The organism is Variovorax sp. EL159, assembly GCF_900100965.1.
Classification (GTDB): Bacteria; Pseudomonadota; Gammaproteobacteria; order Burkholderiales; family Burkholderiaceae_C; genus Variovorax.
The window spans coordinates 1134796-1148477 of record NZ_FMUJ01000001.1 but is presented as its reverse complement, the minus strand read 5'-3'; the positions used below and the strand labels follow the sequence as shown (position 1 = coordinate 1148477).

The following is a 13682-nucleotide window of genomic DNA, read 5'->3' as shown; positions in this document are numbered from 1 at the left end:
GCGGCCTCAGAGCCGCACCAGCTCGACCCGCCGGTTCTTCGCGCGCCCTGCCTCGCTGTCGTTCGGCGCCACCGGCTCGGCCGCACCCGCGCCACGCGTGGTGAAGCGGCGCGGGTCCACGCCCGCCTTCACCAGCACGCCGATCACCGCGACCGCGCGGCGCCTGGAAAGGTCGTCGTTGTGCTTCGCATCGCCCTGCGCATCGGTGTGCCCCACCACCGAGAGCTTCAGTGGCGGGTTGTTGCGCATGAGCTTGGTCATCTCGTCGAGCGTGGGTTGCGACTCGGGGCGAATCACGTCCTTGTCCAGGTCGAACAAGATGCCGTAGAGGTTGATGCGCCCCGTCTCGGCCAGGCTCTTCTGCATGGCCGAGGCATCGACGAACACGATCTTGTCGCCCTCCATCGCCTTGGCTTCCACCACGCGCACGAAGGCGTGGTTGCCGACATCGGCGTTGTGCTCGGCCAGCGCGATGCTGGCGTAGACCGTGCCGGTGGGGCCGGCTTTCCTGGCGAGCAGATAACGCCCGCCGACTGAAAAGTAGTTGCGCACGTAGTCGCCGCTCTTGCCCAGCCGTGGCCACTCGGGGTCGTCGAGCGCCAATGCAAAGTCGTAGGGCGTGGTCGTGTCCACGCTGTTGGGGCGCTTCTGGTAGCAGGAAGCATCGGCGGTGCCGCAGGCAAAGAGCACATCGAAGCCCTTGGCCTTCAGGCTCGCCTCGTAGTTGCGCAGCACTTCGAGCAGCGAGCGGCCGGCGGGCAGCTTGTAGTGATAAAGCGAGACCTTGCCCTCGAGCTTCAACAGATCGGGTTTGCCGCCACCCCAGTTCTGGAACGGCTCCTTGATGAGGCCGACCTCGTCGTAGGCCGTCACCTTGGTGCCGTCGAGCACCGCACCTTCATAGCGGCCGACGAGCGGGTGGTCTTTCTCGGGCGGCGCAGCGGCGAAAGCGGCCGTAGGCGCCGAGATGGCCAGCGAGAGCCATGCCATGACAGCGAAGGAGGCAAGCGGCTTCATCTGGATATCGAAGGGAACGGCGACACCTTGAATGCTAGAGAGTGCACACGCTGCTGTGCATTCGACGGACGGCCTATGCCGCCCGATGGCTTTGCGCTGCATTCGCGGGCGGTCCACAATCCGCCCCCTCCAGCGACAGGCAACCCAACAGTCCACTCACCCATCCATCAGGGGAAGCGCACGCATGCACCAAGGCACCACGACGGTTCACGGATTCGCACACGACCGGTTCGCAGCCGCGAGAGAGGCCTTCGAAGCCAACTTCGCCAACGGCGAAGAACTCGGCGCCTCGTTCTGCGCCACGGTGAATGGCGAAACGGTGGTCGACCTCTGGGGCGGCTTCGCCGACGAAGCGAAGACCCGGCCCTGGGAGTGCGACACCCTCGTCAACGTCTACTCCGTCACCAAGACCATGACCGCGCTCACGGCGCTGCTGCTGGCCGACCGGGGCGAACTCGACTTCTCAGCGCCCGTCGCAAAGTACTGGCCCGAGTTCGCGGCCAACGGCAAGGCGCGGATCACCGTTGCGCAGTTGATGAGCCACACCTCGGGCCTCTCCGGCTGGCGCCCCGCGTGCAGCGGCGAAGACTTCTACGACTGGCACAAGGTGACGTCGATGCTCGCCGCGCAAGCCCCGCTGTGGGAGCCCGGCACTGCCTCCGGCTATCACGTCTACACCTTCGGGTTCCTGATCGGCGAGGTGGTGCGCCGCATCACCGGCCGGAGCCTCGGCACCGTGTTCCGAGAAGAAATCGCAGAGCCTCTGGATGCGGATTTCTGGATCGGCCTGCCGGCTTCGGAAGACCATCGCGTGGCCGACCTCGTGGGCTTCGAAGTGCCGCGCAACACCGCCGACCTGCAACTGAGCGACATCCAGAAGGTCACCTTCATCGACACCCAGACCGATGTGCCCTCGACATGCACCCGCGCCTGGCGCGGTGCAGAGATTCCATCGGTCAACGGGCACGGCAATGCGCGCGCCATCGCGCAGATCCACGCCCTGCTCGCCAATGGCGGCGTCGCCAAGGGCAAGCGGATCATGTCGGAGGCCGGATGCCGCAAGGCGTTGGCGCAGCAGATCGATGGGCCCGACCTTGCGATGCGGGGCATGCACGTGCGATTCGGCCTGGGCTTCGGCTTGCCGAGCCCGATCCTGTCGCTTCCCCTTCCCAATCCAGACTCGCTTTTCTGGTCTGGCGGCGGCGGATCGTTCGCGCTCATCGACATGGATGCGCGCACGAGCTTCGCCTATGCGATGAACAGGATGCAGCGCGGAATGGTGGGCGACGAGCGTTCGTTTCGCATCATTCGCGCGATGTGGCGAGCGCTGGGAATCGGGGCGAGGGCATCGCGCTGAACTCGCTTGCGATGTGCTCGCGCCGCCGTTGATGCGTGGGATTGCGCCATCTCGCTGTCAGGCCGCTTGCAATGGCGAGGCGGGAGCCTTCGATGGAGGAGCCGCGTCCACCAATGCCATCCGCATTCGATGGAGACGGAAGGCAGAATGCGGCCTTGACCAGCCCTTCATCACCGGCGGGCAATTCAAGGGATGTGCATGGACGTTCGACAAATCGCCCCTTCGGAACTCAAGAGCCTGCTGGCCCTGTACCAGCATCTTCACGACACTGATGATCCATTGCCCGACACCGCCACTGTCGAGTCTGTATGGCAGGAGCTGATGGGCAACCCGCGCTACAGGTACTTCGGGGCTTACGCGGCTGAACAACTCGTCTCGAGCTGCACCGTCACCGTCATTCCGAATCTCACGCGTGGCTGCAAGCCATATGCCGTGGTCGAGAACGTCGTGACCCACGCCGACCATCGCAAGCGGGGATACGGCAAGGCCGTGCTTGCCGAAGCTCTGTCTTTCGCTTGGTCGCAGGGCTGCTACAAGGTCATGCTGATGACCGGCAGGAAGGATGAGGCGACCTTCCAGTTCTATGAGTCGGTCGGTTTCAACCGGAGCGACAAGCAGGCCTTTGCGATGAAGGCGCCCGCCAACAAGTCCGGAGATAGATAGGACCGGACCCGGCCAGCATCCGTCCCTCCGAACAAGCACGCAGCTCATGACGCCCGAAGACATATTCCACGCAGTAGCGCAATGGAGCGGGTGCACCATCGCACCTCCCTTGCGCGCAATGTTGTCCAGAACGGATGGCGCCTTCATTGGCGACCTCGTGCGGTTCTACGCGCCTGACGAACTTCTTGAACGCAACGAGACCTACGAAACCAGAGCGTACTGTCCGGGCTGGCTGACGATTGGCGATGACAGCGGCGGCAGCGCTGTCGTCGTGGCTCCAGACAAGTGGCCGACGCCCGTGTACCTGGTGGGCCACGGCAGCATGTCCCGCGCCGACTTTGTCGAAGTGGCCGAGGACCTTGATGAATGGGTGCGTTCGGGTTGCAAGCTGTAGGCCGACAGCCATTCCGAATATCTGATCCCCGAGCTCCAGAGGACCGCTTCAGGTTCCGCGCCACAGACCAACCCCAGGCCTCTGCGGAGCGGACAGCTCGCCCCTATCTTGCGGCTGCCTTGGGCCAACCGATATGCGCGGCGCGACGAAGACTGGCCGTCACAACCAGGCGATGAAAAGGCGCGATGACCGACAGATAGGTGCGGCCCAGCAGGTTGTGGCAGTGGACAACGGTCGAAACAGTCAGCTGGCCGCCGCGCGCTGAAGACGAGTCGGGTGTGTGAAGTACCGACAGCCTGAAATCGAGGTGCTTGTCGTCCTCGCCCAAGACGATCTCGTTCTCGCTCTTGCCGTAGACCTTGAAGATGCCGATGCGGTCGACGCTGGCCTCGCTGGAGAGGGTCGCAAGGTGCTTAGCGGTCTTCAGGCCAAAGCCCGCAACGACCGCATCCCGGATGTTGGTGAGCCATCCGATCCAGGATGGCTGCTGCGCAATGAGGAATCGCCACAGAACATCCGGATCGCTCGAGGTGCCAGGGGGCAGCTGAACCGCAAACGCGTCTGCGAGATTCACCGATTTATAAATGGCGACGACGGCAGACTGCGTGGGAAGAGCAACCGGCGTTACTGACATGAGTTCGCTTGGCATGAATGGCACTCCGAGTGCTTGACGGATGACATGAGGGGTGGGCGAAGCCAGATGCTGCACCTTCCCCTCGCTGGAAGAAACAGAGGCATCAGCGCGCAGGCTCCGATGGCCCATCGAAGACCTTGGCCACTTCATACATCCCGGGCTCGAACCTGGCGATGGCCAGCACCTCTGCCACATAGGGCGATGTGGCTGGGTCTGCACGCATCGATTGGTAGCGCTGGTAGTGTTCCACGCTCTTCCACTGCCCGTACATCGTGACCTTGGTTCCGTCGACGCTTCGATGAAGCGACGCCGAGATGAACCCCGGCATGTCTCGAACGGATGCGTCGGTGGCGCGGGCGAGTATGTCGAGCAATGCCTGTTGATTCGATGGCTCAACCGTGAATACGTTGATGAGCGTGACGAACCCTGTGTTCTCGGCAATCGTGGTCATTGGAAGCCTCCAGCGCCTCAGAGAGAAATCGCAACCGACCGTCGCATTTTATGCGTGGCACTGGGGATCGGGCCGGACGCCGCATCGCGCGGAACCGGCTGCGCGGTGTGGTCTGCTCGCGCCGCCTTTGTTGATGCGCGGGATTGCGCCGTCTGCCAAGCCGCTTGCACTGGCGAAGTGGAAACCCGCGCGATCCGAGACTTACTAGCGCATTCAGTTTCCCCGCCCGCGCCGCCCTTCTCTAAAGTAAATGCCCCTGTCGCTCGACGACCCACTGTAGTAGGCAAGGAAGGCAATACACACAACACGCTTTGACGGATGAACCGCTTCGCCCCGCGGCGGCTATCGGTGCCATGTGCATTCGATGGAAAACGCGGGGCACAAAAGGCGACGGCCGGGATGTGTCAGCACCCCAGCCGTCTAACCACATGACGTGCATAACTTTGAAAGCGAGCACAACAAATGGCTAAACGAATTATGGCTGGGCGTCGCACGCCGGCATCCCGCGGCAACTCGACCGACAACACGGACGGGCCCAGCGCGGCAGACCTTCTTGAGAACAAGCTGGCGCAGTTGAAGTCGCTGACGTGGTGCTGCTATGGCGGCGGCATCGATTGGCAACACGGCGCGGGGCCGACGCATCTGGATAACGTGTTCTGGCTCGTGGCGGATCTGGTGGATGAGGCGGGGGAGTTGTTCCAGCAGTGCGAAATCGAGCGAGGCGTACAGGCTTGATCCGCGCACGCTCATACTGTTGAGCATCAGCGCAGGCGCCAAGGCGTGCACGACAACCCGTCATCACGCCGAGTGCCCTAGCCGCTGTAGCAGCGATGCGACTGGAGCGTACTTTGCGGCTACTAGCTCGAGAAGAGCCCGCGGATGCGAACTCATCAAAAGCACAAAAGTAGCTTGCGTCGCCCCTCGGGCTCTATCGAGAAGGTTAGCTTTGCGGCGATGGCGATCATTGCCCCGCTGTCCCCGACTCAGTCCGCCCAACCCGCGCGCGCAAAGCACCGATAGCCATCAACGTGGACCAAAAAATTTTGTTCCCATCTTGGTATCAACCATAGAAACCCGTGCTAAAGTGTTCCCAGAAATGGAACAGCAATGAGACTAATCGGACGCGACAAGCTGAAACACCCCTCGCCCGAGGCGTTGGCTTGGCTGACGAAGTGGACCGCAGAGGTTCTGGTTGCTCAATGGAAGGGGCCTGATGACGTTTTTCTTCAGTTCCCCAAGGCCAAAGTTTCGCAAACTGGAAACTTTTTATTTATGGTTGAAGATCAGCAGTTGGAATTGAGCTTAATAGTTGCATTTCCACAAGGAATTGTGCTCGTAAATGACCTAAGAGAGATTCTTAAAAATGGAAGCTAGGGTTATTCGCACAGAAGAGCAATACCATCGATACATGGATGAGGTACATGTATTAATGGCTTTAGCTCCAGCTCTTGGCACCCCTGAAAGTGACCGGCTTGAATTGCTTAGCGTTTTAATTGAATCCTACGAGAGAAATAAATACCCGATTGAACTGCCAGATGCCATCGATGCGATTTTGTTTCGCATGAAAGAAAAAGGACTCAGGCAGACAGATTTGATTCCATATTTAGGCACAAGAAGTCGAGTTTCAGAAATCTTAGGGCGAAAAAGAGCCTTAACAGTCCAAATGATTCGAGAATTATCGCTTGGACTTGGAATTTCCACAGAAACCTTAGTTGGCGTCCACTCCCAGGGAATTGAGAAATCAGAGAGTGAAATTCAATGGGACAAATTTCCGATAAAAGAAATTACGCAAAGAGGATGGGTTAGTGGCGTACTAAATAAAGGCGCAGAAAATATCGAGAAGGCAGTCAAGGATTTCATCGAAGAAGCAGGATTAAATTTTGGGGTTGCTTCATTCAGGCGCCGTGTTTCAGGAGATGCGACAACTCCTACAACGAAGTACGCACTTTATGCGTGGCTTGCACGGGCAGTTTTACTCGCCAGAAGGAAAAAATCGTCACTCGGACTTTTCAACAAAGAAGCATTGTCTTCTAGTTTTTTAAAAGAAGTTGCGCAATTAAGCTGGTTTGACCAAGGTCCAATGCTAGCTGTCGAATATTTGGAAAAATGCGGCATTGCCGTTGTTTTGGAAGAGCACTTAAAGGGAACACACCTTGATGGCGCTGCCCTAATGGACGTCGATGGAACCCCAATTATTGCATTAACTCTTCGGTACGATCGAATAGATAACTTTTGGTTCACCTTGCTGCATGAATTAGCGCATATCTGGAAACATGTGGGCAAGGATGAAGCTTTTATGGATGATTTGGACTCCAATTCGGAGGACAAGCGAGAGGCGGAGGCCAATAGGTTGGCGCGAGAGGCATTCATTCCTCGAACATTGTGGCGACGAAGCAATGCATTCATTTCCCCGAACCGCCAAAACATAAATGAGCTTGCTCGAGAGTTGAAAATTCACCCAGCCATCATTGCCGGAAGAATTCGACGAGAGTCAGGAAATTACGCCGCCTTTTCCGATCTACTCGGCCAAGACGAAGTAAAGATTATTTTGAAAAACGCTAACCATTGCGAGGCTTGAAATGGAACTCCAGTACATCCCTTTTCTTAAAGCTCTTGATGCAGAAAAAGAGGCGCTTGAAAATTTAAAACCGGAAGCCTGGAGCAAAATCATTCCGCTCTTTGATATTCCGCGCATGCCCGGCGAGTCATTTTGGCCGAAGTACCTTTCCACCTCACTTACGCCCAAAAAAACGATGATCGACATGGCGCTGAAACGCATCGCAAGCGTGTGTGCAGGTCGAATGGCAATGGTTGACTCTTATCATTGGAGAGGCGATTCATCTGTAGAAACCGGCGAGCACATTTATTCTTACTTGATCAACCAATTGAACGGCCGAGGGGTAATCCCTGTTCCAGTGATTGGGTACGACAGATGGAGCGAAGAGGGATATAAGGCAGCAGTGGGAGTCATTGACTATTCACGCCTCCCTCTTACCTGCCTTCGGCTCGACTATTCGGCAATTGAAGACTCCTTAGAGCCCGACTTGCTACGAGAAAATGTCAATGACATTTTGGATCACATTGGACTGGAACCTTCTTCATGCGCCGTATTAATAGATTACGGTGATGTTTATTCGAAGGGAGTTCCAGAAATCACAGAATCGATTGCCGCTGTGGTTGCGGCGCTGGAAGATTTTGGCTTCAAGTTTTTTTGCAGCAGTGCCTCAAGCTTGCCGCCGACAGTAGATAAGGCTATCCGCCAGCAGAATAGCCAAGGTCAATTTCGGCGAAAGGAAATGGCCGCATGGAAAATGTTATCCACTTCCACCCTTGGAAGAAGGAACACCATTATTTACGGCGACTACGCAATTCGAGGCCCTCACAGCAACGAGGGGATTCCGAACAAGAATTCGAATGGCAAGATTCGATATACCATTTCGGAGCATTTTTTCATCGCTCGCGGCCATTCGGTGTCCGAGGGAGACAAGTTTTCTCAGTTTTATGGGCTTGCCCAACATATTGTCGACTCCAATTACTACTTAGAGCCCAGTTACAGCTGGGGGGATGCTCAAATTGAAAAAGCCACGCAAGGCTTGACGCCTAAGCAACACGCTTTTTGGATTGCCGTCGACACTAATCACCACATGACTTTTGTACCTCAGGAAATTTCTGAGTTTGCAATGATTAATGCTCTCCGAGGATATAGAACTGCAATCTAATTATTGATTTTTTACGACAACAGGAACAATACTTTTACAGCGCTCCTGTCTGCACAGATTGCGACATTTCTTGTGTTGCGCTTCGTGCACCGACTCTTTACGTCAACGGTGCCCCCAAGGACGGTTTTAGCATCGGTCTTAGTCGGAAACTAGGCCGCCATCGGCTTTGCCCTTGGACTTCCGAAATAAGATCACAAGCCCCGAAATTAAAAAATACACCGCCCCCACCGCCGCATACCCAGCAAACGTCTGCACCACAGGCGCCGCACTCCCCTGCTGGGCCACAAAGAATCCCCCGGCCAGCGCTGACTGCGCCCCGCTCAGCATCATCACCCACTGCCCTTTGTCGCTCTTGCGCCGACGAATGGCAGTCGCCAGTTGAAGCAGCCCCGCAACGATCGCCCACAGCCCGAAGATCACCAGAATGATCTGCAGCTTGAGCCCCAGCGAAACGGCCACGGCAACGGTGACCAGCGCGCTCATCCAGACGTTCAGCACCTGCGTTGGGTTGGCCTTTGCGCCCCCCGTCATCCGGGCGTCCACCCAGTTGGCCAGCGCATCCCACGCGGGATAGACGATCAGCAGCGCGCTCGCGACCACGGGCGACCCCTTGGCGACGGCGAAGGCGAGCGCGACCCATGCGAAGGAAAAGGCGGCGCGAGTGAAGTAGAGCTTGCGCAGCCACGCGGCCCGCTGAAGAAGAAGTAGCAGTTGGGGCTGGTTGGTGTCTGGCATGGCAATGGCGGCGAAGGCCGCGAGATGGGAAAAGGGCAGAAGGAAGAAAAGTAGTCGCCCCTCAAGCGGGGCGCATGCAAACAATTCTGTTTCTGCAGCACCAGGCGCGGTATCGGTCGAATGACCGACAGAGGCCCCAAAAAGCGACTGTGCGATGCTGTGCCTTTGCCTCTTCGCCCTCTCATGTCCAACGACACAACCATCGCCGTTTTCGACGCCGTCCGTGCGCTCGCTTTCATCGGCGACCTGAGCATGGGCCAGCCGACCGACCATTCGCTGCGCACCGCGTGGCTCGCCGAAATGATCGCGACGCAAGCGCGCTGCGCGCCCTCGCAGGTCGAGGCGGCCCGGCATGTCGCGCTGCTGCGCTGGTCGGGTTGCACGGCCAATGCCCAGGAGTTCGCGGATTTTCTGGATGACGACGTACAGGGCCGGCAGGCCCTTCTTGCTTCGCAGAAGCCGCGAGCAAAGCAGCAGCAACAACAGCAGCCTCGCAGCGCACCCATCCCCAACGCGATGCTCGCCATGGCCAGCATCCATTGCGAAATCGCCGGCGACATCGCGAACACGCTGGGCTTGAGCCCCGACACCGAAGCAGCGCTGCGCGCGATCTTCGAGACCTACGACGGCGGTGGCGTGCCCGGCCTTCTGCAGGGCAACGACGTACCGCTCGCCACCTACGTCGTGGCGCTGGCGAGCGACCTCGAAATCTTCAGCCGCCTGTACGGACTCGACGAGGCGCTCACGCTGGCGCGCGGACGCGCCAACAGCGTGTACCCCGGCGCTCTTGTCGATGCCAGCGCACCGTGGGTGTCGACGTGGATGAAAGCGCTGGATTCCGCCACCCCACCGTGGACCGACGTGACCGACCAGCCCGCCTCGATGCTTCAGCGCGTCGGGCTGGAGCTGGTGGGCGACGTGATCGACCTCAAGCTGCCCTGGATGACGGGCTACTCGCGGCGCGTGGCCCAACTGGCGCGCGATTGCAGCGCGCACGCCGGCCTGGACGAGGCCGCGTGCCACCGCACGTACAAGGCCGGGTTGATCCACGGCATCGGGCGGGCGTCGGTGCCCAACGCGATCTGGAACGCGCCCGAGCCGCTGCCGGCCTCGTCGCTCGAACGCCTGCGGCTGGTGCCGTACTGGACCTCCCGCGCCGCCGGGCAAATCGACGGACTCGCGGCCGAAGCAGAAATCGCATCGTTCGCCTTCGAGCGGCGCGATGGCTCCGGTTATTTCCGCGGTCGGTCTGGCACGGCGATGCCGCTGGAGGGGCAGTTCGTCGCAGCGGCCGAACGATGGGTTTCTCTTCGCACCCGCCGTCCGTGGCGCGCGGAGTTCACCGAGGCAGAGGCGCTCGACGGCATAAAGGAAGACGCCGAGGCGGGCCGCTTCGACCAGAGCGTTATCGATGCGTTGCTCGCCAGCGCGATGTCGCATGCGCCCTTGAAGCTTGTGGCGCCGAAGGCGGGCGAGCAGGCCTTGTCAGAGCGCGAGTTGGAAGTTCTGCGCTGCATCAGCAAGGGCGAGAACACCAAGGAAGTGGCTCGTGCACTGGGCATCAGTCCGCGCACGGTGCGAACGCATGTCGAGCGCGTGTTCCTCAAGCTCGAGTGCTCGACCCGTGCGGCCGCAACGTTGAAGGCGGCGACCCGGGGGCTCATCTGACAAGGCGGTTCCGATCGCCGCGTCGATCATGCGGCGAACAGTCAGCTCTGCCACTGGCATCGCAGCAATTGCCGGCGTAAGCTCATTGCCCGGTCGGCCAGCCAAGGTGAGCCCGCTCCCAAGCGGCAACCGCTGCGCCGAATTGTGCGAAAGGACCTCCCATGCTGTTGTCCGACTCGTCTGTAACGACCATGCTTCCCGTCAGAGACATGGACCGTGCCCGTGCTTTCTACGAGGGCTGCCTGGGCTTGAAACCCGGTGGCTTGCGGCCTGACGGAAAGTTCGTCTACGTCGTGGGCGGCAGCACCTTGTCGCTGTTCCCCAAGCCCGAAGGAACCAAGGCCGACCACACGGCGATCAGCTTCCAGGTCGAGGACATTGCCGCCAGCGTCAAGATGCTCAAGCAGGCCGGCGTGGTGTTCGAGGACTACGACTTCCCCGAGCTCAAGACCGTCGACCACGTTTGCGTGCTCGGTTCGGAAAAGGCGGCCTGGTTCAAGGACACCGAAGGCAACTACCTCTGCATCCACGAAGACATTGCTTGAGGAAAGCGCTGGCGCCAGTGCCGGCTCAGCGCGATGCAAGGCTTTCGATGTAAGCGCAAAGCATGTCGGCCAGCGAATCCGCCCAGGCCTCGATCTCGGCGGCGGTTCGCGGGCTCTCCGAAAAGTCTTTGCCCACTGTGCTGAGCGTTCTCACGATCAGCTCGCCCGCCATTTCACGCGTGGCATCGGAAGCCGTTGGCAGGGCTTGCGTCATGAACACGCGCACAGATTCGTCACCGGCGGCGCGCACTTCCTGTGCCTCGGGTGCGTCGCGGTAGAACGGCGCGGCGTCCCCGAGCGCGGTTCGCACTTCGGCCTCCTCGCACTCGGAGCGGATGAAGGCGTGCGTGAGCATGCGCAGGCGCTCGAGTGCGGGCCGCTGCGCGTCCCCGAGGATGCCGCGCATCAGCTCCGTGGTCTGCCGCCATTCGTCGCTCTGCAGGCGAAACAGGATCGCCGCCTTGTTCGGAAAGTATTGATAGACCGACCCCACGCTCACGCCGGCTCTTTCGGCCACGCGCGTGGTCGTGAAGCGGTGCGCGCCTTCCTTCGCCAAAACCTGAATAGCGGCCTGAAGAATGGCCTGAAGAAGGTCGGCCGAACGCGCCTGCTTGGGCTTTCTGCGAGAGGAGATGGAGGCATTGGGGCGGTCGGGCATGGGAGAGTTCCGCAACGCGAATAGCAAACATGAAGGGTTCTTCATATTATTTTGCATCCGCTTTTCAAACGAAAGAACCCTGTGACGACGACCTTGACCACTGCCCCCTTGGCCCCCTTGCTGGACCGACTGTTCCTGCAGGCTGCCGCTGTAACCAGCCCCGCCCTGGCCAGCATCAGCCGCGAGGAACGCGAGCGGCTGATGCACAGCAAGACCGAATACCTCGACCTCTACAGCCGCATGAAAGACCTGTGGCTGCCGGTGTCGCGCGAGACCGGCGTGCTGCTGTACCAACTGGCGCGCAGCACCAACGCGCGCAACATCATCGAGTTCGGCACCTCCTTCGGCCTGTCGACCCTGTACATGGCCGCGGCGCTGCGCGACAACGGCGGCGGCCGCCTGATCGGCAGCGAGTTCGAGCCATCAAAAATCGCCAAGGCTCGCGAGCATCTGGCCGAAGGCGGCGTGAGTGACCTGGTCGAAATCCGCGAAGGCGACGCACTGAAGACGCTGGCAAGCGGCCTGCCAGAGTCCATCGACCTGCTGCTGCTCGACGGCGCGAAGGCGCTCTACCCCGACGTACTGGCACTGGTCGAGAGCCTCCTGCGGCCGGGCGCGTTGATCGTGGCGGACAACGCTGACCACAGCCCCGAGTACCTGGCGCGCGTGCGTGCGGTCGACAGCGGATACCTGTCGGTGCCGTTCGCTGCCGACGTCGAACTGTCGATGCGGTTGGGCTGAAGAAAGCGCTACGCCATGCATGTCTTTGCCACTGGCGCCACCGGCTGAGTCGGCGCCGTCGTGGCTCGGGCATTGATCTGGATCAGGTCGGGCACTGCGCCTGGCCACGATTTCATCGAATGACAGTCCTCCCGGAGCATCTACAAACTCCCCGCAATCCATTCCCTCAACCACCGATGCCCCGCATCCCGATGCCGCCGCTCGTGCCACAGCATCGCCATCTCATACCCCGGCACCTCCAGCGGTGCCTCCACCACGCGCAGCCCCGGCGCGCCGCGCGCAAGCCGCTCGGGCAGCATCGCGACCATGTCGGTCTCGGCCAGCACCGACATCATGAAAAGAAAGTGCGGCACCGACAGGGCCACACGCCGCGCGAGGCCCTTCTGCGCCAGCGCCTCGTCGGTGGGTCCGACGAAGCCACCGCCGCCCAGCGACACCACCACGTGCTCCAGTGCGCAGAACTGCGCGAGCGTGGGTCGGCGCTTCAACCGCGGATGCCCCGCCCGCCCGGCCAGCACGTAGCGCTCGTTGAACAGCACGCGCCGGTGTAACCCGGACGGCGCGCCCACGCTGGTGTGAAAGAACAGGTCGATCTCTCCCTGCTCCAGCTGCCGCGCCATGCGCGACGGCACGGCATCGACCACGGCCAGCCGGGTGTTCGGCGCGGCCGCACGCAGCCCCGCGAGCCCGGGCAGCAGGATGGCCGACTCGGCATAGTCGGCCGCGGCCACGCGCCAAGTGGTGGACGCCTCCGCGGGGTCGAAAGGCTTGGTGGGCGCCACTGCGCGGCCCAATGATTCGAGCGCTTCGCGCAGCGGCTCGCGCAGTTCGTCGGCGCGCGCGGTGGGCCGCATGCCGCGTTGCGCGGGCACCAGCAGCGGGTCGTTGAACATCTCGCGCAGCTTGGCGAGCTGCACGCTCACCGAAGGCTGCGACAGGTTCAGGCGCTCGGCTGCGCGCGTCACGTTGCGCTCGGCCAGCAGCACGTCGAGCGTGATGAGCAGGTTGAGGTCGATGCGGCTGAAATTGTTCATGGCAATGGCTGGAATTCAAACTATTCATTTCCAATATATCGCCATCTTTTCTAACCTGCGTGCATG

16 protein-coding genes are annotated in these 13682 nt (G+C 60.4%); 10 read left to right on the top strand and 6 right to left on the bottom strand.

Features of this window, described 5'->3' with window-relative positions:
• Positions 1 to 6: 6 nt before the first annotated feature.
• Entirely contained in the window at positions 7 to 1017 is a 1011-nt protein-coding gene (locus BLQ28_RS05415; RefSeq protein WP_093237490.1) for an OmpA family protein, read from the bottom strand.
• A gap of 184 nt (positions 1018 to 1201) precedes the next feature.
• On the opposite strand from BLQ28_RS05415, the gene BLQ28_RS05410 reads away from it, so the two are divergent.
• The 3 genes from BLQ28_RS05410 to BLQ28_RS05400 all read left to right on the top strand — a co-directional run bounded on the left by BLQ28_RS05410 (position 1202) and on the right by BLQ28_RS05400 (position 3431).
• Positions 1202 to 2374: a serine hydrolase domain-containing protein gene (locus tag BLQ28_RS05410; protein ID WP_176801018.1), complete on the top strand. Its 1173-nt coding sequence runs from the start codon at positions 1202 to 1204 to the stop codon at positions 2372 to 2374.
• A gap of 198 nt (positions 2375 to 2572) precedes the next feature.
• Positions 2573 to 3037 carry a GNAT family N-acetyltransferase gene (locus tag BLQ28_RS05405; protein ID WP_093237488.1) on the top strand — a complete coding sequence of 155 codons (465 nt, stop codon included), beginning with the start codon at positions 2573 to 2575 and terminating at the stop codon, positions 3035 to 3037.
• Positions 3038 to 3083: 46 nt separating this feature from the next.
• Positions 3084 to 3431: an SMI1/KNR4 family protein gene (locus BLQ28_RS05400; protein WP_143012424.1), complete on the top strand. Its 348-nt coding sequence runs from the start codon at positions 3084 to 3086 to the stop codon at positions 3429 to 3431.
• A 103-nt stretch (positions 3432 to 3534) separates the two neighbouring features.
• Here the strand turns inward: BLQ28_RS05400 and BLQ28_RS05395 are convergent, their stop codons facing one another.
• Together BLQ28_RS05395 and BLQ28_RS05390 are read right to left on the bottom strand one after the other, a co-directional pair.
• Positions 3535 to 4080 carry a DUF2867 domain-containing protein gene (locus tag BLQ28_RS05395; protein ID WP_093237486.1) on the bottom strand — a complete coding sequence of 182 codons (546 nt, stop codon included), beginning with the start codon at positions 4078 to 4080 and terminating at the stop codon, positions 3535 to 3537.
• An 88-nt stretch (positions 4081 to 4168) separates the two neighbouring features.
• Positions 4169 to 4516, bottom strand: a complete 348-nt coding sequence (locus BLQ28_RS05390; protein ID WP_093237485.1) for an antibiotic biosynthesis monooxygenase family protein — start codon at positions 4514 to 4516, stop codon at positions 4169 to 4171.
• Between the two features lie 462 nt (positions 4517 to 4978).
• Between BLQ28_RS05390 and BLQ28_RS05385 the strand changes: the two genes are divergently transcribed.
• The 4 genes from BLQ28_RS05385 (at position 4979) to BLQ28_RS05370 (ending at position 8235) form a co-directional block, all read left to right on the top strand.
• Complete coding sequence (locus BLQ28_RS05385; RefSeq protein ID WP_093237484.1) at positions 4979 to 5251, top strand: hypothetical protein; 273 nt, start codon at positions 4979 to 4981, stop codon at positions 5249 to 5251.
• Positions 5252 to 5623: 372 nt separating this feature from the next.
• Positions 5624 to 5890 (top strand): type II toxin-antitoxin system HigB family toxin, encoded by a 267-nt coding sequence (locus tag BLQ28_RS05380; protein ID WP_093237483.1) that lies wholly within the window; start codon positions 5624 to 5626, stop codon positions 5888 to 5890.
• 34 nt (positions 5891 to 5924) lie between these two features.
• Positions 5925 to 7094 carry an ImmA/IrrE family metallo-endopeptidase gene (locus BLQ28_RS05375; protein WP_256327174.1) on the top strand — a complete coding sequence of 390 codons (1170 nt, stop codon included), beginning with the start codon at positions 5925 to 5927 and terminating at the stop codon, positions 7092 to 7094.
• Between the two features lies 1 nt (position 7095).
• On the top strand, positions 7096 to 8235 hold the full coding sequence (locus tag BLQ28_RS05370) for a beta family protein (RefSeq protein WP_093237481.1): 1140 nt from the start codon (positions 7096 to 7098) through the stop codon (positions 8233 to 8235).
• A 138-nt stretch (positions 8236 to 8373) separates the two neighbouring features.
• On the opposite strand, the gene BLQ28_RS05365 is transcribed toward BLQ28_RS05370, so the two are convergent.
• On the bottom strand, positions 8374 to 8970 hold the full coding sequence (locus tag BLQ28_RS05365) for a DUF308 domain-containing protein (RefSeq protein WP_093237743.1): 597 nt from the start codon (positions 8968 to 8970) through the stop codon (positions 8374 to 8376).
• A 183-nt stretch (positions 8971 to 9153) separates the two neighbouring features.
• Between BLQ28_RS05365 and BLQ28_RS05360 the strand changes: the two genes are divergently transcribed.
• Both BLQ28_RS05360 and BLQ28_RS05355 read left to right on the top strand, forming a co-directional pair.
• The gene (locus tag BLQ28_RS05360; protein ID WP_093237480.1) at positions 9154 to 10638 is read left to right on the top strand and encodes an HD domain-containing phosphohydrolase; all 1485 of its coding nucleotides are present in this window, start codon (positions 9154 to 9156) and stop codon (positions 10636 to 10638) included.
• A gap of 164 nt (positions 10639 to 10802) precedes the next feature.
• Entirely contained in the window at positions 10803 to 11183 is a 381-nt protein-coding gene (locus BLQ28_RS05355) for a VOC family protein (RefSeq protein ID WP_093237742.1), read from the top strand.
• Positions 11184 to 11208: 25 nt separating this feature from the next.
• On the opposite strand, the gene BLQ28_RS05350 is transcribed toward BLQ28_RS05355, so the two are convergent.
• A complete protein-coding gene (locus BLQ28_RS05350; protein ID WP_093237479.1) occupies positions 11209 to 11841 on the bottom strand; it encodes a TetR/AcrR family transcriptional regulator in 633 nt (210 codons plus the stop codon).
• A gap of 81 nt (positions 11842 to 11922) precedes the next feature.
• On the opposite strand from BLQ28_RS05350, the gene BLQ28_RS05345 reads away from it, so the two are divergent.
• Positions 11923 to 12582 (top strand): O-methyltransferase, encoded by a 660-nt coding sequence (locus BLQ28_RS05345; RefSeq protein ID WP_093237478.1) that lies wholly within the window; start codon positions 11923 to 11925, stop codon positions 12580 to 12582.
• A 140-nt stretch (positions 12583 to 12722) separates the two neighbouring features.
• Here BLQ28_RS05345 and BLQ28_RS05340 read toward each other — a convergent pair whose 3' ends face one another.
• Positions 12723 to 13616, bottom strand: coding sequence for a LysR family transcriptional regulator (locus tag BLQ28_RS05340; protein WP_093237477.1), 894 nt, complete (start codon positions 13614 to 13616; stop codon positions 12723 to 12725).
• Positions 13617 to 13682 lie beyond the last annotated feature (66 nt).